The organism is Pseudaquabacterium pictum (assembly GCF_005403045.1).
In the GTDB taxonomy this organism is placed as follows: Bacteria; Pseudomonadota; Gammaproteobacteria; order Burkholderiales; family Burkholderiaceae_C; genus Pseudaquabacterium; species Pseudaquabacterium pictum.
Map to the genome: position 1 here is coordinate 255,586 of NZ_BJCL01000001.1, position 16,984 is coordinate 272,569.

Consider the following 16,984-nt stretch of genomic DNA (forward strand, 5'->3'; position numbering starts at 1 on the left):
GCCTCAGAGGTGCAGGCCCTGCAGATAGGCGCGGAAGCTGGCGCCGACCTCGGGGTGGTTGAGCGCCAGCTCGACGTTGGCCTGCAGGAAGCCTTCCTTGCTGCCGCAGTCGTAGCGCTGCCCTTCGTAGCGGAAGGCGAACACCTTCTCGCGGCGCAACAGCGAGGCGATGCCGTCGGTCAGCTGGATCTCGCCACCCACGCCGCGCGGCTGGCTCGCGATCTCGTGGAACACGCCAGGCGTCAGGATGTAGCGCCCGGCCACGCCCAGGCGCGAGGGTGCGTCTTCGGGCGCCGGCTTCTCGACGATGCGGTTGACATCGACCAGCCGGTCGTTGACGCGGATGCCGTCGACGATGCCATAGCGCCGGGTGTGCTCCAGCGGCACCTCCTGCACCGCCAGGATGGAGGCGCGCCACTCGTTGAACTGCTCGACCATCTGCTTGAGCACTGGCGGGCTGCCGACCATCAGGTCGTCGGCCAGCAGCACCGCGAAGGGCTCGTTGCCCACCAGGCGCTGGCCGCACAGCACCGCATGGCCCAGGCCCAGTGCCTGCGCCTGGCGCACGTAGATGCATTCCATGTCATGCGGCTTCACACTGCGTACCACATGCAAGAGCTCTTCCTTGCCCGCCTGTTCCAGGGCTACCTCCAACTCGAAGGTCATGTCAAAGTGATCTTCGATCGGTCGTTTGTGGCGACCTGTCACAAAGATCATCTCCCGCACGCCCGCGGCATACGCTTCTTCCACCGCATACTGGATGAGGGGTTTGTCCACCACCGGCAGCATCTCCTTCGGCTGCGCCTTGGTCGCAGGCAGGAAACGGGTGCCGAGGCCGGCCACCGGGAAAATCGCCTTCTTGACAAACATTGGATGACTCGTCGTTGTGAGGGAGCAAGTTGATTCTGGCATGCAGATGTGGCGCCAGGACGTGAGGGCTGCGTGGTGGTCCTGATCGTCGAGCCGCTTGATCCGGAGGTGATGCAGTGGCTGGTGGCACGGCATGCGGTGCGCTACGCGCCCGATCTGGCCCGTGACCCGCGCGGCCTGCGCCAGGCGTTGCGCAGTGTGCAGGCGCTGATCATTCCGCCCACGGTGGCGCTTGATGCGGATGCGCTGTCGCGTGCGCCGCAGCTGCGGGCGGTGGGCCGGCTGTCGGCCGGTGCCGAGAACATCGACTTCGAGGCCTGCGCCCGTGCGGGTGTCGAAGTGGTGCGGCCCAGTGACGCCACCGCCCAGGCCGAGGCCGAGTTCATGATCGGTGCGCTGCTGCAGATGCTGCGGCGCGTGCCCGTGGTCAACCCCGAGGGTCTGCTGGTGGGCCGCGAGCTGGGCAGTGCCACCGTCGGCCTGATCGGCATGAGCCCGGCGGCCCAGCCCACCGCGCAGCTGCTGCAGGCCTTCGGCACACGGGTGATCGGCTACGACCCGACGCTGCATGCCAGCGATCCGCTGTGGGCGCGCTGGCTGGTGGAGCCGGTGAGCCTGCGCGAGCTGATGGAGCAGAGCGACGCCGTCTGCGTGATGCTGACCTACTTCACCCGCTACCAGGGCCTGCTGGGCGAGCGCTACCTGGGCTTCTGCAAGCCCAACCAGGTGCTGGTGAGCCTGGCCTCGACCAGCCTGTTCGACGAGAACGCGTTGGCCGATGTGCTGGGCTCGGGCCGCATGGCGGCTGCCTGGTTCGACAGCGTGGAGCCCGGCCTGCTGGGGCCGGGGCGCCTGCTGCACCAGATCGACACCCTGCAGGTGACGCCGCGGGTGGCCAGCACCACGCTGGAATCGCGGGTGCGGGCAGCCTGGGATGTGGCCCGCCGCATCGACGACCTGCTGCAGCCGGGCACCGACATGGTGCCGGTCAGCTGAGCGTCGCGTCCACGGCCTCGCAGAGCTCGGCCGCTTCGCCAGGCACCAACCGTCCTCAGGACGGTTGGTGTCCGGGCTCAGCCACCGGCAGGCGGGCCAGCTGTTCCTTCAACCGCAGCAGCGTCTGGCTGAAGCCGGCAATGCGCTCGCGCTCCTGCGCCACCACCGTGGCCGGCGCCCGCGCCACGAAGCTCTCATTGCCCAGCTTGGCCTCGGCCTTGGCCACTTCGCCCGCAAGCCGGGTGATCTCCTTGCCCAGGCGGGCGCGTTCCGCCGCCACGTCCACCTGCACCTGCAGCGCCAGGCGCAGGCCGGCCTGCACCACCACCGGTGAGCTGGCGCTCTCGGCCGCGAAGACGGCCTCGTCGTCGATGCGGCGCACGCCCGACAGCTTGGCGAGCGCCTGCAGCAGCGGGCCGGCCGCGTCGATGAAGGCGGCATCGTCGGCGCTGTGTCCGCGCACCAGCATCGGCACCCGTTCGGCCGGCGACAGGCCCATCTCGCTGCGCAGGCTGCGGCTGGCCGCCACCACTGTCTTCAGGCGCTCCATCCAGGCGTCCGAGGCCGGGTCGATCTTGTCCAGCTGGGCCTGCGGATAGGGCGCGCTGGCAATGGTGTCGGCGCTGCCGGCGGCCTTGCGGCCGGCCACCACCGCCACCGTGTCCCACAGCTCGGCGGTGACGAACGGTGCCACCGGATGCAGCAGGCGCAGCACCGTCTCCAGCGTGCGGATGAGTGTGCGGCGGGTGGCCCGCTGCTGGGCAGCATCGCCGTTCTGGATCTGCACCTTGGCGATCTCCAGGTACCAGTCGCAGTAGGCATCCCAGACGAACTGGTAGATGCCGTTGGCCACGTTGTCCAGCCGGTAGCTGGCGAAGCCCTCGGCCACCGCCGCCTCCACACGCTGCAGCTCGCTGCTGATCCACTTGTCGGCCGCGCTGAAGCGCATGTAGCCGTGCGCCGGGCCGCCGGGCTGGCATTCGGCCTTGGTGTGCTCCTTCAGGCCGCAGTCCTGGCCTTCGCAGTGCATCAGCACGAAGCGGGTGGCGTTCCACAGCTTGTTGCAGAAGTTGCGGTAGCCCTCGCAGCGCTTGGTGTCGAAGTTGACGGTGCGGCCCAGCGTGGCCATGGCGGCGAAGGTGAAGCGCAGCGCATCGGCGCCATAGGCGGGGATGCCCTCGGGAAACTCCTTCTCGGTGGCCTTGCGCACCTTGGGCGCGGTCTCGGGCTTGCGCAGGCCGGTGGTGCGCTTGTCCAGCAGCGGTGCCAGGGCGATGCCGTCGATCAGGTCGACCGGATCGAGCACATTGCCCTCGCTCTTGCTCATCTTCTTGCCTTGCGCATCCAGCACCAGGCCGTGGATGTAGACGTGGCGGAAGGGCACCTTGCCGGTGAAGTGCTTCGTCATCATGATCATCCGGGCGACCCAGAAGAAGATGATGTCGTGGCCGGTCACCAGCACGCTGCTGGGCAGGAACAGGTCCTGCTCGATGGTCTGGGCCGGCCAGCCCAGGGTGGAGAAGGGCACCAGGGCACTGGAGTACCAGGTGTCCAGCACGTCGGGGTCGCGCTGGAGCGGGCCGGTGTAGCCGGCCGCCGTGGCCTGGGCGCGGGCGCTGTCTTCATCCCGCGCCACGAACAGCTCGCCACCATCGCCGTACCAGGCCGGGATCTGGTGGCCCCACCACAGCTGGCGGCTGATGCACCAGTCCTGGATGTTCTTCATCCACTGGTTGTAGGTGTTCACCCATTGCTCGGGCACGAACTGCACCTCGCCCGAGGCCACCACGTCGATGGCCTGCTGGGCGATGCTCTTGCCACCGGCGCCGGGCTTGGTCATCGCGACGAACCACTGGTCGGTCAGCATCGGCTCGATCACCTGGCCGGTGCGGGCGCAGCGTGGCACCGGCAGGCGGTGCTTCTTGGTCTCGACCAGCAGGCCTTCGGCGTCCAGCTGGGCGACGATCTGCTTGCGGGCGACGAAGCGGTCGAGGCCGCGGTAGGCCTCGGGTGCGCCGTCCCACACCTTGGCGTCCAGGGTGAAGATGGTCAGCATCTCCAGGTTGTGCCGCAGGCCGACCTGGTAGTCATTCGTGTCGTGCGCCGGCGTCACCTTCACCACGCCGGTGCCGAAGGCCTTGTCGACATAGGCATCGGCGATCACCGGCACCAGACGGCCGGTGATCGGCAGCTTCACCTGCTTGCCGATGAACCCGGTGTAGCGCTCGTCCTCCGGGTGCACCATCACCGCGGTGTCGCCCAGCATGGTCTCGGGGCGGGTGGTGGCCACCACCAGGCTGCCGCTGCCGTCAGCCAGGGGATAGCGGATGTGCCAGAGGAAGCCGTCTTCCTCCTCGCTCTCCACCTCCAGGTCGGACACCGCGCTCTTGAGCACCGGATCCCAGCTGACCAGGCGCTTGCCACGGTAGATCAGGCCTTCCTCGTACAGCCGCACGAAGGTCTCGGTCACTGTCTGCGACAGCTGCGGGTCCATCGTGAAGTACTCACGGTCCCAGCTCACGCTGTCGCCCATGCGGCGCATCTGCCGGGTGATGGTGGCGCCGCTCTGGGCCTTCCAGTCCCACACCTTGGCGGTGAAGGCCTCCCGGCCCAGGTCATGCCGGCTGACGCCCTGTTCCTGCAGCTGCCGCTCCACCACGATCTGCGTGGCAATGCCGGCATGGTCGGTGCCCGGCACCCACAGGGTGTTGAAGCCGCCCATGCGGTGGTAGCGGGTCAGCGCGTCCATGATGGTCTGGTTGAACGCGTGGCCCATGTGCAGCGTGCCGGTGACGTTGGGCGGCGGCAGCTGGATGCAGAACGAGGGCTTCGCCGGGTCCAGCGACGGCGCGTAGACCCCGCTCTGCTCCCACAGCGGCGCCCAGCGGGCTTCGATGGCGGCGGGTTCGAAGGATTTGGCGAGTTCGGTCATGGGAGCAGCAAGGCGCCCGGCCCGCGGTGTGCACCGGTGGCGTCAGGCAGGTCAGAGGGGATGACCGATTGTAGAAGCCGGCCCCCGGCCGGGCGGCGCGGAGGCTGGGCGCGGCCTCAGCGGCAGGTGTTGGCCACCGTGTAGTCGGTCACCTTCAGCCGGCCGGCCACGATGGCGGCACGCGCCGTCTCGGCGGCCTGGCGCATGGCTGGGGTCAGCAGCTTGTCGTTGTGCTGGTCGACCGCATAGTCGACGCCGCCTTCCTTCAGTCCCAGCGTGGTGATGCCGGGCTGCACGCCGCGGAAGGCCTGCTCCACCGCGCGGTCGACCCGCTTGACCATCGAGGTGAGCATGGTGCCGGGGTGCAGGTGGTTCTGGTTGCTGTCGACACCGATGGCCAGGATGCCGCCATCCCTGGCCGCCTGCATGATGCCCAGGCCGGTGGTGCCGGCGGCGGCGAACACCACATCCACGCCCTGGGCGATCTGGGTCTTGGTCAGTTCGGCGCCGCGGGCCGGATCGGTCCAGGCGGCCGGTGTGCTGCCCGACATGGCGGACAGCACCTGCACCTTGGGGTTGGCGTGGCGGGCGCCCTGCTCATAGCCGCAGAGGAACTTGCGCACCAGCGGAATGTCCTGCCCGCCGACGAAGCCGATCTTGCCGCTCTTGCTGGCCATGGCCGCGAGCAGGCCGACCAGGAAGGCGCCTTCGTGCTCGCGGTAGATGACGCTTTGCACATTCGGCAGATCCACCACCGCATCGATGATGGCGAACGGCGTCTGCGGAAACTCCTTGGCCACCGTGGCGACGGCCGAGGCCTGCGGAAAGCCGATGGCCACCACCGGCGCCGCGCCGCGCTGGGCGAAGCGGCGCGCCGCCTGCTCACGCTGGGCCGACTGCGCCACCTCGAACTCCAGGTAGCGGCCGCCGGTGGCCTGGCGCCAGCGTTCGGCGCCTTCAAACGCAGCCTGGTTGAACGAACGGTCGGCCTTGCCGCCGAGTTCGTAGATGACAGCGGGCTGGGCCAGTGCGTTGCCGGCCAGCGCAGCGCCCAGCAGCGCCAGCCCCAACGCCCGCCGCATCGTCAGAACTGGGCCTTGAACTGCAGGCCCCAGGTGCGCGGCTCGTTGATGAAGCCGGTGAGGTTGTTGAAGTCGATGCCGCCCACCACCCGGATCTGGTTGGTGATGTTGCGGCCGAAGGCGGCCACGTCGTACTTGCCGTTGCCCCAGGTGTAGCCGACCCGCAGACCGCCCTCGGTCACCGGCTTGCTGGTGAACTCGGTGCTCTCGTACAGGAAGAAGTTCACCTTGCTGCGGTACACCCAGTCGGTGTAGGCGTACAGCTCACCACCGTTGGCCATCGGCTGGCTGTACTTCAGGGTGAAATTGATCGTGGTCTTGGGGGCCTGCGGCAGCGGGTTGCCGTTGATCAGGGCCTTGCCGTTGACATCGACCGGATCCAGTACCGTGCAAGCGGCGCACGGCGACACAGCCAGGCCGGCGTCCTTGATCTTGGTGTCGTTGTAGCCCACACCCAGGGTGGCCAGCAGGTTGTCGGTGACAAAGGCCTGCAGATCCATTTCGAAGCCCTGGCCCGTCGCCTTCTTGGCCGACACCAGCACGTTGGCATTGCCGGTGGCGCCGCCCACGGCGGTGAGCTGCAGGTCCTTCACGTTGTAGTGGAAGACGCCGAAGTTCAGCCGTGCCCGCTTGTTGAACAGGTCGGCCTTGACGCCGGCCTCGTACGAGGTGTTGGTCTCCGGTCCGGCCACAGACTTGCCGTTGAAGGCGCCAGCGCCTTGCACGCTGCTGCCGCGGAAGCCGGTGGCCACGCGGGCGTACAGGTTGGTGTCCCTGTTCAGCGCATAGGTGCCGCTGACGTCCCAGCTGGCTTTGCTGTCCTTGGGCGATGCCGACAGGTCACCATCGGGCTCCAGGCCGGCAAGTTGGGTGATGTTGCACTTCAGGGGCCCGGACCCCGGGATGCCCAGCGTCGGCCCGATGCAAGGCGCAAAGCCACTCTGCTCGTAAGCTTCGACGGTGAACTTCTTCTTGTCCTGGGTGTAGCGCAGGCCGCCGCGCAGCTTCAGTGCCGGGCTCACGTCGTAATTGATGGCGCCGAAGATCGCGTAGGCGTCATTCTTCTGGCGCACCCGCTGGTAGCCGTCCTGCGCGCTGGCGCTGGTCGAGTCGTAGCTGAAGCTCTCGATCTTGTAGTCTTCCTTGAACAGGTAGACGCCTGCCTGCCATCCCAGCGGCCCGCTGCCCAGCGATTCCAGCCGGAACTCCTGGGTGAACTGCGAATGCTTGGGCATGCCGTCGGCCGTCTCCGACGCAAACGGCAGTTCGGCGGTGAAGTAGGGCCCGGCGCTGCCGTCGATGTCGCCGCGGCTGAACGTCTTCACCTGCTCGAAGCCGGTGATCGAGTTCAGCGCCATGCCGCCCAGGTTCCAGCGCAGGCGCAGGTTGGCGCCGTAGTTCTGCACACTGCTCTCGTTGGCGCCGTCGTAGGCCACCTTGTCGGGCGTGAAGCCGGCGACCAGGTCGTTGCTGCCCTTCCTGATGATGTTGGCGCGGAAGAGGCGGGCCGAGCCGTCGTAGTCACGCACATGCACATTGGCCAGGGCGCTGAACTGCTTGTTCGGCTCGTACAGGGCCTGCACCCGCAGGGCGCTGTCGCGGTAGCCTTCCAGATCCTTGGTCAGCGGGTTCGGGTGGGTGTTGTCCACCCAGTCGCTGCGGGTCTGGTTCAGCGCCGAGATGCGGATGGCCATGTCCGACGACACCGGCAGGTTCACCGCGGCCTCGGCGTTGATGGTCTTGTAGGTGCCGACGGACAGGCTGGCATAGCCGTCCATCTTCTTCGTCGACGGCTTGACCGATTCGAACTTCACCACGCCGGCCGGCGTGTTGCGGCCGAACAGCGTGCCCTGCGGGCCGCGCAGCACCTCGATGCGGTCGAGGTCGAAGGCCGGGAAGCCCTTCAGGATCGGGTTCTCCTGCACCACGTCGTCATAGACCAGCGACACCGGCTGCGAGGCATTCAGCCGGAAATCGGTGTTGCCGTAGCCGCGCAGGTAGAAGCGCGGAAAGGCCCGGCCGAACGAGGATTCGATGTTCAGGCTGGGCACGCGGCCGGCCAGCATGCGCAGGTCCTGGCCGCTGGTGTTGAGGCTGTCCAGCAGCTCGCTGTTGAGCACCGAGATCGAGCTGGGCACATCGCGCACGTTCTCCACCCGGCGCTCGGCCGTCACGGTGACGGTCTGCAGCTGGCCGGGCGTGGATTGGGCGGCAGCGGGCGCGCCCAAGGCCACCAGCACGGCGGCGACCAGGGGCGACAGGACGGGGGCGGAAGCGACGGTGTGGCGCGGCATCGTGGGACCTCGGCAGGGTGAACGTGGGGAAAACGCGGAATGGTCAGATTCTGCGGTTCAACCCACCGGTGGCCGATGACGGCCCCGGCCAGTGTGACGCCAGTGTTGCGCCGATGTAACGTCGCCGTGTCACCGCTCAGGCTGCCGGCGTGTCCGGGCTGCCGCCGAACGTGTCGGCGAAGCTGAACCACAGCGATGCATAGAACGCCGCCGAGAACGCCAGGCCGATCGGCAGCGTCATCAGCCCCAGCAGCTGGCTTGCGCCGGTGACGGCCGCGAGCAGCGAGAACAACACGCCGGCCACCAGCATCACGCCCATCCAGCCCACCAGGTACAGCAGGAAGGCACCGCGGGTGCGCCACAACGCCAGCGTGCTGCTGAACAGCGCCTGCAGTGCGCCCTGACCGCCCCAGTGCACCAGGGCCGGCGCATGCCAGAACGGCACCGACAGCAGGCCAGCCAGGCCGATGCGCACCAGCATGCCCTGCACCAGGCGCGGATCGGCCAGGATCGCATCCAGCTTGGCCGAGGGTTTGCCGTCGGCGCCAGCGGCGGCCATTTCGCGCTGCAGGTCTTCGAAGGTGCCGGCATCCACCCAGTCCGCCAAGGTGATCACCAGCATGGTGCCCAGCGCATAGGCGCCACACAGCAGCCACTGCGCCTTGCGCTGGCTGGGCACCGGGTGGCGCAGGCCCTCGGCCAGCTGGCCGATGTGCACCGGGCCGCCTGCCAGCGCGCTCTTGCTGGCGATCATGAAACCCAGGCTCAGCATCGGCAGCAGCGCCATGCCCAGCGGACCGCCCAGGAACGGCACCAGCGCCATCAGCAGCAGCACGGTGAACAGGAAGAAGACGAACAGGCCGACGAAGGACAGCGGCCGCTGCAGCCACAGCTGCAGGCCTTGGCGCAGCCAGCGCCAGCCTTGCGCCGGGGCGACCGGTTGGAGTCGAAGTCCCATGGGTGGGCGTGGTCTCGGGTGGGGGTTGGAAGGCTTTGCGGCGCGTCAGCGCACGGCGTGCCAGGGCTGGGCGATGCGGGCGCGCAGCACGCGCTCGAAGTGCCCCGGATCCTTGGGCTGGAGCAGGGCGGCGGGGCGCGGCAGGTGCCAGTCGCCCAGGCGCGACAGCCAGAAACGCAGCGCCGCGGCCCGCAGCAGCGCCGGCAGCAGCCGGTGCTCGCCGGCGGACAGCGGGCGGTGAACCTCGTAGGCCTGCACCAGCGCCTGGGCGCGGGCCTCGTCCAGGCTGGCGTCGTCGGCGTTCAGGCACCAGTCGTTCAGGCACACCGCCAGGTCGTAGCCGAAGCTGTCGGTGCCGGCAAAGTAGAAATCGAAGGCGCCGGTCAGCTTCTCGTGGCCGGGCAGGCCGTCGAACAGCACGTTGTCGCAGAACAGGTCGGCATGCACCGCGCCCTGCGGCAGTGCCGCAAACGCGGGTGATGCGGCCACCTGTTGCTGGAAGGCGAGCTCGTCGTCCAGCAACTGCTGCTGCGCCGGCGGCAGGTGCGGCCGCACCTGGGGGGCAATCAGCGGCCACCAGTCGCGCCCACGCAGATTGGGTTGCTGCAGCGGGAAGTCGGCCACGGCCAGGTGCATGCGCGCCAGCAGGCTGCCCAGCTGGGCGCAGTGGTGCAGACCGGGCGCCAGCTGGTGGTGGCCGGGCAGGCGGTTGACCAGGGCCGCCGGCTTGCCCGCCAGCTGGTGCAGGATCTGGCCGTCGGCATCGGCCCGTGGCGCGGGCACCGGCAGGCCGCGTTGGGCCAGGTGCTGCATCAGCTGCAGGTAGTAGGGCAGCTGCGCGGCCGTCAGGCGCTCGAACAGCGTCAGCACCCAGTCGCCCTGGGTGGTGGTGACGAAGAAGTTGCTGTTCTCGATGCCCGCGCCGATGCCCTGCAGGCGCTGCAGCGTGCCGGCGCCCAGGCGCTCGGTCAGCGCGCCGGCCTGGGCCGGCGTGACATCGGTGAACACGGCCATGGGGATGCGGCTAGAAGCTCAGCACGGTCCAGACCCGCTGGCCGGCGCCGGTCTTGGCGGCCGACGGGTCGCTGCCGGCGGCCTGGGGCGTGATCTGGTAGGCCGGCGCGGCGCTGTCCTTGTTGTCGACGCTGATGCGCTGGGTCTGGCCGCGCACCCGCAGCTCGGTGATGCGGACCTGGTCGTCCTCGCTGACCAGTTGCTGCACGGCGGCATCGACAGCCGGCCGTGGTGCCAGGCCGGCGCAGGCCGTCAGCGTGGCACACCAGCACAGCAGCAGGGTCGTCTTCATGCCCGGATTCTAGGTGGCGGCTGCCCGGTCGGCAGGTGGGCCGGCAGCCACCACAATCCGGGCATGAGCGATGCCAACACCCCCCTGCCCACGCTGCTGCTGGTTGACGGATCCAGCTACCTGTACCGGGCGTACCACGCCATGCCCGACCTGCGCAGCCCGGACGGCTTTCCCACCGGCGCCATCCACGGCCTGGTGGCGATGATGAAGCGCCTGCGCGACCAGATCATCGGCAGCGGCCCCGGCGGCCATGCGGCCTGCGTGTTCGACGCCTCCGGCCCCACCTTCCGCGATGCCTGGTACGACCAGTACAAAGCCCAGCGTGCGCCCATGCCCGACGACCTGCGCACCCAGATCGCGCCCATCCACGAGGTGGTGCGCCTGCTGGGCTGGCCGGTGCTGGAGGTGCCCGGCATCGAGGCCGACGACGCCATCGGCACGCTGGCCCGGGTGGGCGCGGCCGCCGGCCACCAGGTGGTGATCTCCACCGGCGACAAGGACCTGGCCCAGCTGGTGAACGAGCGCGTCACGCTGATCAACACCATGAGCAACGAGCGGCTGGACATCGCCGGCGTGGTCGCCAAGTTCGGCGTGGCGCCGGACCGGATCATCGACTACCTGACCTTGATCGGCGACACGGTGGACAACGTGCCGGGCGTCGACAAGGTCGGTCCCAAGACAGCGGTGAAATGGCTGGCCGAACACGGCAGCCTCGATGGTGTGATGGCCGCGGCCAACGGCATCAAGGGCGTGGCCGGCGAGAACCTGCGCAAGGCCCTGGACTGGCTGCCCCAGGGCCGCCGCCTGGTGACGGTGGTGACCGACTGCGACCTGTCGGCCCACATCGCTGGCTGGCCGGCGGTGGAGGCGCTGGCGCTGCAGCCGGTCAACCGCGAGGGCCTGCTCGATTTCTACCAGCGCTATGGTTTCAAGGCCTGGCGCAAGGAGCTGGAAGCCGAGCTGGGCGTGGGCGGCAGCGTGGCGGTGACCACGCCGGGTCTGTTCGACGCCGACGGCACCGGCGCCGAGCCTGCCAAGCCCGACAACAGCACGCTGGCGCGCAGTTACGAGACGGTGCTGGACGCCGACCGCCTGGCCGCCTGGCTGGAACGGCTGCAGGCCGCGCCGCTGGCCGCGCTGGACACCGAGACCGACAGCCTGGACCCGATGCGCGCCCGCATCGTCGGCATCAGCTTCGCGGTGCAGCCGGGCGAGGCGGCCTATGTGCCGGTGGCGCACGACTACGCCGGCGCGCCCGACCAGCTGCCGCTGGACGCCGTGCTGGCCACGCTGAGGCCCTGGCTGGAGGATGCCGCCGCGCCCAAGGTGGGCCAGAACATCAAGTACGACACCCATGTGCTGGCGAACCACGGCATCAGCGTGCGCGGCTGGCAGCACGACACCCTGCTGGAAAGCTATGTGTTCGAGGCCCACCTGACGCACAGCCTGGAGAAGCTGGCCGAGCGCCACCTGGGCCGCCGGGGCCTGAGCTACGAAGACCTGTGCGGCAAGGGCGTCAACCAGATTCCATTCAGCCAGGTCGACATCGAACGCGCCACCACCTACAGCGGCGAGGACAGCGAGATGACGCTCCAGGTGCACCAGGTGCTGCACCCGCGGGTGGCCGCGGTGCCCGGGCTGCTGCATGTCTACCGCGCCATCGAGATGCCGGTCTCGCTGATCCTGCAGCGCATCGAGCGCCATGGCGTGCTGGTGGATGCCGGCGTGCTGGCCCAGCAGAGCCACCAGCTGGCCGAGCGCATGATGCAGCTGGAGCAGCAGGCCTACGAGATCGCCGGCCAGCCGTTCAACCTGGGCAGCCCGAAGCAGATCGGCGAGATCCTGTTCAACCGCCTGGGCCTGCCGGTCAAGAAGAAGACCGCCTCCGGCGCGCCCAGCACCGATGAAGAGGTGCTGCAGGAATTGGCGGCCGACTACCCGCTGCCGGCCCGCATCCTGGAGCACCGCAGCCTGGCCAAGTTGAAGGGCACCTACACCGACAAGTTGCCGCTGATGGTGAACCCCGCCACCGGCCGGGTGCACACCAACTATGCGCAGGCGGTGGCGATCACCGGGCGGCTGTCCAGCAACGATCCCAACCTGCAGAACATCCCCATCCGCACGGCCGAGGGCCGGCGGGTGCGCGAGGCCTTCATCGCGCCGCCGGGCCATGTGATCGTGTCGGCCGACTACAGCCAGATCGAACTGCGCATCATGGCCCACATCAGCGGCGACCCCGGTCTGACACGTGCCTTCGCCGAGGGGCTGGACGTGCACAAGGCCACCGCCGCCGAGGTGTTCAACACCACGGTGGACGCGGTGACCAGCGAGCAGCGGCGCTACGCCAAGACCATCAACTTCGGCCTGATCTACGGCATGGGCGCCTTCGGCCTGGCGCAAAGCCTGGGCATCGACCAGAAGATGGCGCGCGATTTCATCGACCGCTACTTCGCCCGCTTTGCCGGCGTGAAGCGCTACATGGACGAAACCAAGGCCAGTGCGGCCGACAAGGGCTATGTGGAGACGCTGTTCGGCCGCCGCATCGAGCTGCCGGAGATCCGCGGCGGCAACGGCCCGCGCCGCTCCGGCGCCGAGCGCCAGGCCATCAACGCGCCGATGCAGGGCACGGCGGCCGACCTGATCAAGCTGGCGATGATCGCGGTGCAGGGCGCGCTGGACGCCGCCGGCAAGCGCACCGCGATGGTGATGCAGGTGCACGACGAACTGGTGTTCGAGGTGCCCGACGACGAGCTGCCCTGGGTGCGGGAGCAGGTGCCGGCACTGATGGCCGGCGTGGCGCAACTCAGCGTGCCGCTGCTGGCCGAAGTCGGAATTGGCCCGAACTGGGAGCAGGCCCACTAGAGCCGTTAACCCCCGAAGCGCCTTCGGCGCTCACCCTCAAGGGGGCGGCCCCAGCGGCCCGGCCAAGCCGGTTCCGCGGCGCCCGCTTGGTTCGTTCAGTTCAGCGCCCGAGTGTGGCGCGTACCCGGTGCGGGCGGCGTCTCCGGCCCGCCGGCAAAGCACTGGGCCTTGGACATCCAGTCGGTGGCCACCGGGCCTGTCACCTTCAGGCTGGTGTCGGCCACGTTGCGGACCTGGGTGACGACCTGGCAGAACGCGTCGGCAGGGCCTTCGATGCGCTCGGTCTCGCTGGGCTCGCCGTAGGTCCACACCGCGCCCGACGGGGCGGTCAGCACCAGGTGCGGCATCGGCCCCGGGGGCGTCTGCTGGCGGGTGGCGTAGGTCCAGCCGAAGGTGTTGACGCCCAGCATCACGATGTTCTGCACTCGGTCGGCGTTCTGGCGCACCACGCCCAGGTGGTCATAGACCTCCTGGCCATGGGCCCAGGTCTCCATCAGCCGGGCAGTGATCGACGAGCGGGCGCTCATGTCGGGGCCGGGCCACTTCAGCCGGGCCTTGGGGTCGGCCTGGGCGAAGGCGTCGGCCGTGGCCTGGAAGCCCTGGTGCCAGGCGTCGAGCAGCGGCCGGCCCGACAGCCCGTTGAAATGGCTGTTCTCGAACGCGCGCATGCCGCCCTGGTGGCTCTTGACGGCGGCGATGCGCTGCAGCAGCAGCGGCTCGTCGGTCAGCTGCAGGCCGGCCATCTGGTTCCAGAAGTGCAGATGCTGCAGCACCGCGTTGATGGTCCAGCCCTTGAACAGCGTGGGCTCGCTGAACACCGCGGCATCGGCACCGTCGAGCAGGTTGAACAAGGCCTGGCTCTCGGCGCGGAAGTCGTCTGCTTGCTGCATGCGCTTGTCTCCTGGGGGCCGGCGGGCGCCGGCCAGGTCACTTCAGTTCATCGATCAGCTTGCCGACGATGGTACGGGCCTGCGGGCTGTTGTCGGGGTTGCCGTCGGCCGTCTGCACCGTCACCTGCGACTTGGCGCCACTGGCCTTGACCAGCACCCGCACGCGCTGCGGCCGCGCGGCTTCCTTGTCGCCGCCGAACAGCTTGGAGAAGAAGCCCGGCTCGTCCTTGCCGGCCAGCTTGGGATCGACGTAGCGCACGAAGTAGATGCCGGCGCTGCGGTCGCGGTCTTCCACGGTGAAGCCGCTGCGGTCCAGCGCCAGGCCCACCTGGCGCCAGGCGCGGTCGAAGCCCTCGTCGATCTCCATCGCGGCGGTGGCCGGTATCGTGGTCACGCGGGCCTTGGCCGGTGCGGCCGGCGCGGCGGCCACCGTGGGCCGGGCGGTCTCTTCCTTGGCGCCCAGCTTGACCATCAGGCGCGACAGGAACTCGACTTCCAGCTCCGGGTCGCTGGGCCGGGGCTGCCACACCGTGGCGTCCTTCAGCTCGCTGGTGTAGATCTCCTGCACGCCGCGGTGGCTGATGTAGACCTCGCTGCCGTTGGCGGTGCGCTCGATGCGGGTGCGGAAGCGGTCGCGCTCGGGGGTGGAGTACAGGTTCTCGATGACCCGGCCCAGGGTGCGGCGCAGCACGTCCTGCGGGATCTTGGCGCGGTTCTCGGCCCAGTCGGTCTCCATCAGGCCGATCTCGGGGTTGTCGACCGCCAGCGAGAAGCCGCGCTCCTGCCAGAAGCTGCGGATCAGCGGGTACAGCTTCTCGGGCGGCAGGCTGCTCACCAGCCAGCGGGTGTTGCCCTGGCGCTCGATGCGCATGTCGGCCACCGTGTTCGGCGCTACCACCGTCGGGGCGGCCTGCTGCGGCGCGTTCGGCTGGCGCAGGGTGGTCGCGCTGACCACGCCGGTCTGCGGCTGGTAGCGGCCTTCGCGGGCCAGCTGGCTCAGGTCGGGCGGCACCTCCAGCGGCGCCGTCTTCTGCGAACCGCCACGGTAGTCCACCTTGTCACCCGACATCAGGTTCTCGAACGACGAGCAACCGGCCAGCGACAGCGCCAGGCAGAGCGCCAGCAGCGGTGTGGTGGCCCGCAGGCGGGTGGGGGCGATGGGGGCATTCACGTGGCGGGTCTCCGGAAGGGGCGCGGGGGCATGGTGGCCCGCTGCAGGCAGCGGGCGGATGCAGGCTGGAAATCTCAGGCGGGAGTGTGGCGCAAGTCGGTACGGCGCTCAGAGCAGGCCGGCGTCGCGCAGCGCGGCGTCCACCAGCTGCTGGCCGGCCGGCGTCAGCGGCGTGATCGGCAAGCGCACATCGGGGCGGCCGCGGCCCAGGCGCGACAGGGCCCACTTGGCGGGGGCCGGGCTGGGCTCGCAGAACAGCTGCTTGTGCAGCGCCAGCAGGCGCAGGTGGATGGCGCGGGCCGTGGCCACATCGCCGGCGATGGCGGCCATGCACAGCTCGTGCATCAGCCGCGGCGCCACGTTGGCGGTGACGCTGACGTTGCCATGCCCGCCCAGCAGCATCAGCGCCACGGCGGTGCCGTCGTCGCCGGAGTAGATCTTGAAACTGTCGGGCGCGTGCTTGATCAGCTGGGCCGCCCGCTCGATGTTGCCGGTGGCTTCCTTGATGCCGACCACGCCGGGCACCTGGGCCAGGCGCAGGGCGGTCTCGGGCTGCATGTCGGCCACGGTGCGGCCGGGCACGTTGTACAGCACCACCGGCAGGTCCACCGCCTCGGCGATGGCCTTGAAGTGCTGGTAGATGCCCTCCTGCGAGGGCTTGTTGTAGTAGGGCACCACCTGCAGCGAGCAGTCGGCGCCGACTTCCTTGCTGAACTTGGTGAGCTCGATCGCCTCGCGGGTGCTGTTGGCGCCGGCGCCGGCCATGATCGGCACCCGGCCCTTCGCATGCTCGACCGCCACGCGGATGATCTCGCAGTGCTCGTCGACGCTGACGGTGGGCGATTCACCGGTGGTGCCCACCACGCCAATGCAGTCGGTGCCCTCGGCGATGTGCCAGTCGATCAGGGCGCGCAGGCCGGGGTAGTCGACGCTGCCGTCCTCGTGCATCGGCGTGACCAGGGCGACGATGCTGCCAACAATGGGTTTCATGCGGGTTCCTTGCGAATCGGCGATTTTAGCCGGCGCCGTGGGGGCGGCCGGCGGGCGCGTCAGCCACCGCCAGCTGGCTGCAGGTGGTGGCGTGCCGGTCCTGCGCCGGCCTCCGCAGGCCGCACTGCCACCACCCGCTGCAGGAAACGCGGCGGGGCGTCGAGAAAGCCGTCCTCGTACGCGACGATGCGCAGGCTGGCGCAGCGGCTGAGCAGTTCTCCGGGCTGCAGCAGGAAATCCGGCCGCGACGGCTTGCCCACCGTCTGGTTGCCGTCTGCGAAGGTTTCGTAGATCAGCACACCGCCCGGCGCCAGGCTGGCCAGGATCTGCGGCCACAGCGGCCGCCACAGGTAGTGGGTGACGACCACCGCCGCGAACTGCTGCCCGGGCAGGGGCCAGGGGCCCTGCTCGACATCGGCTTGCACCAGGGTGGCCGCGCCGGCCTGGGCCAGATCGGATGACGCGGCCAGGGCCGCCGGATCGCGGTCGATGCCGGTGGGGTGCAGGCCCAGGCCGGCCAGCCAGCGCAGGTGGCGGCCGCTGCCGCAGGCCAGGTCCAGCGCCGTGCCGCCGGCTGGCAGCAGGTGGGCCCAGCGCTGCAGCCAGAGAGAGGGCGCGCCGCTGCCGTGCATC

Annotated in this window: 13 protein-coding genes; 2 read left to right on the top strand and 11 right to left on the bottom strand. The window is 69.4% G+C overall.

Annotated features, from left to right (window positions below; genetic code table 11):
* Positions 1 to 3 precede the first annotated feature (3 nt).
* The gene (galU, locus tag FFT10_RS01085; protein WP_137730918.1) at positions 4 to 870 is read right to left on the bottom strand and encodes a UTP--glucose-1-phosphate uridylyltransferase GalU; all 867 of its coding nucleotides are present in this window, start codon (positions 868 to 870) and stop codon (positions 4 to 6) included.
* Positions 871 to 942: 72 nt separating this feature from the next.
* Between galU and FFT10_RS01090 the strand changes: the two genes are divergently transcribed.
* Entirely contained in the window at positions 943 to 1,866 is a 924-nt protein-coding gene (locus tag FFT10_RS01090) for an NAD(P)-dependent oxidoreductase (protein WP_137730919.1), read from the top strand.
* A 55-nt stretch (positions 1,867 to 1,921) separates the two neighbouring features.
* On the opposite strand, the gene FFT10_RS01095 is transcribed toward FFT10_RS01090, so the two are convergent.
* The 6 genes from FFT10_RS01095 to FFT10_RS01120 form a co-directional block, all read right to left on the bottom strand.
* Positions 1,922 to 4,798 carry a valine--tRNA ligase gene (locus FFT10_RS01095; RefSeq protein WP_137730920.1) on the bottom strand — a complete coding sequence of 959 codons (2,877 nt, stop codon included), beginning with the start codon at positions 4,796 to 4,798 and terminating at the stop codon, positions 1,922 to 1,924.
* 116 nt (positions 4,799 to 4,914) lie between these two features.
* A complete protein-coding gene (locus FFT10_RS01100) occupies positions 4,915 to 5,880 on the bottom strand; it encodes a BMP family lipoprotein (protein ID WP_137730921.1) in 966 nt (321 codons plus the stop codon).
* A gap of 2 nt (positions 5,881 to 5,882) precedes the next feature.
* A complete protein-coding gene (locus tag FFT10_RS01105) occupies positions 5,883 to 8,174 on the bottom strand; it encodes a TonB-dependent receptor (protein ID WP_137730922.1) in 2,292 nt (763 codons plus the stop codon).
* Positions 8,175 to 8,310: 136 nt separating this feature from the next.
* The gene (locus tag FFT10_RS01110; protein ID WP_137730923.1) at positions 8,311 to 9,132 is read right to left on the bottom strand and encodes a BPSS1780 family membrane protein; all 822 of its coding nucleotides are present in this window, start codon (positions 9,130 to 9,132) and stop codon (positions 8,311 to 8,313) included.
* A 45-nt stretch (positions 9,133 to 9,177) separates the two neighbouring features.
* Positions 9,178 to 10,146: a homoserine kinase gene (locus FFT10_RS01115; RefSeq protein ID WP_137730924.1), complete on the bottom strand. Its 969-nt coding sequence runs from the start codon at positions 10,144 to 10,146 to the stop codon at positions 9,178 to 9,180.
* Positions 10,147 to 10,156: 10 nt separating this feature from the next.
* On the bottom strand, positions 10,157 to 10,438 hold the full coding sequence (locus FFT10_RS01120; protein ID WP_137730925.1) for a hypothetical protein: 282 nt from the start codon (positions 10,436 to 10,438) through the stop codon (positions 10,157 to 10,159).
* A gap of 63 nt (positions 10,439 to 10,501) precedes the next feature.
* Here FFT10_RS01120 and polA point away from each other — a divergent pair, with 63 nt between their 5' ends.
* Complete coding sequence (gene polA / locus FFT10_RS01125; protein WP_137730926.1) at positions 10,502 to 13,300, top strand: DNA polymerase I; 2,799 nt, start codon at positions 10,502 to 10,504, stop codon at positions 13,298 to 13,300.
* Positions 13,301 to 13,395: 95 nt separating this feature from the next.
* Here polA and FFT10_RS01130 read toward each other — a convergent pair whose 3' ends face one another.
* The 4 genes from FFT10_RS01130 to FFT10_RS01145 all read right to left on the bottom strand — a co-directional run bounded on the left by FFT10_RS01130 (position 13,396) and on the right by FFT10_RS01145 (position 16,983).
* Positions 13,396 to 14,190 (bottom strand): TIGR03084 family metal-binding protein, encoded by a 795-nt coding sequence (locus tag FFT10_RS01130; RefSeq protein WP_137730927.1) that lies wholly within the window; start codon positions 14,188 to 14,190, stop codon positions 13,396 to 13,398.
* Positions 14,191 to 14,227: 37 nt separating this feature from the next.
* The gene (bamC, locus tag FFT10_RS01135; RefSeq protein ID WP_137731459.1) at positions 14,228 to 15,334 is read right to left on the bottom strand and encodes an NlpB/DapX family lipoprotein; all 1,107 of its coding nucleotides are present in this window, start codon (positions 15,332 to 15,334) and stop codon (positions 14,228 to 14,230) included.
* A gap of 135 nt (positions 15,335 to 15,469) precedes the next feature.
* Positions 15,470 to 16,351 (bottom strand): 4-hydroxy-tetrahydrodipicolinate synthase, encoded by an 882-nt coding sequence (gene dapA, locus FFT10_RS01140; RefSeq protein ID WP_137730928.1) that lies wholly within the window; start codon positions 16,349 to 16,351, stop codon positions 15,470 to 15,472.
* Positions 16,352 to 16,410: 59 nt separating this feature from the next.
* Positions 16,411 to 16,983 carry a class I SAM-dependent methyltransferase gene (locus FFT10_RS01145; protein ID WP_137731460.1) on the bottom strand — a complete coding sequence of 191 codons (573 nt, stop codon included), beginning with the start codon at positions 16,981 to 16,983 and terminating at the stop codon, positions 16,411 to 16,413.
* Between the last annotated feature and the right edge of the window lies 1 nt (position 16,984).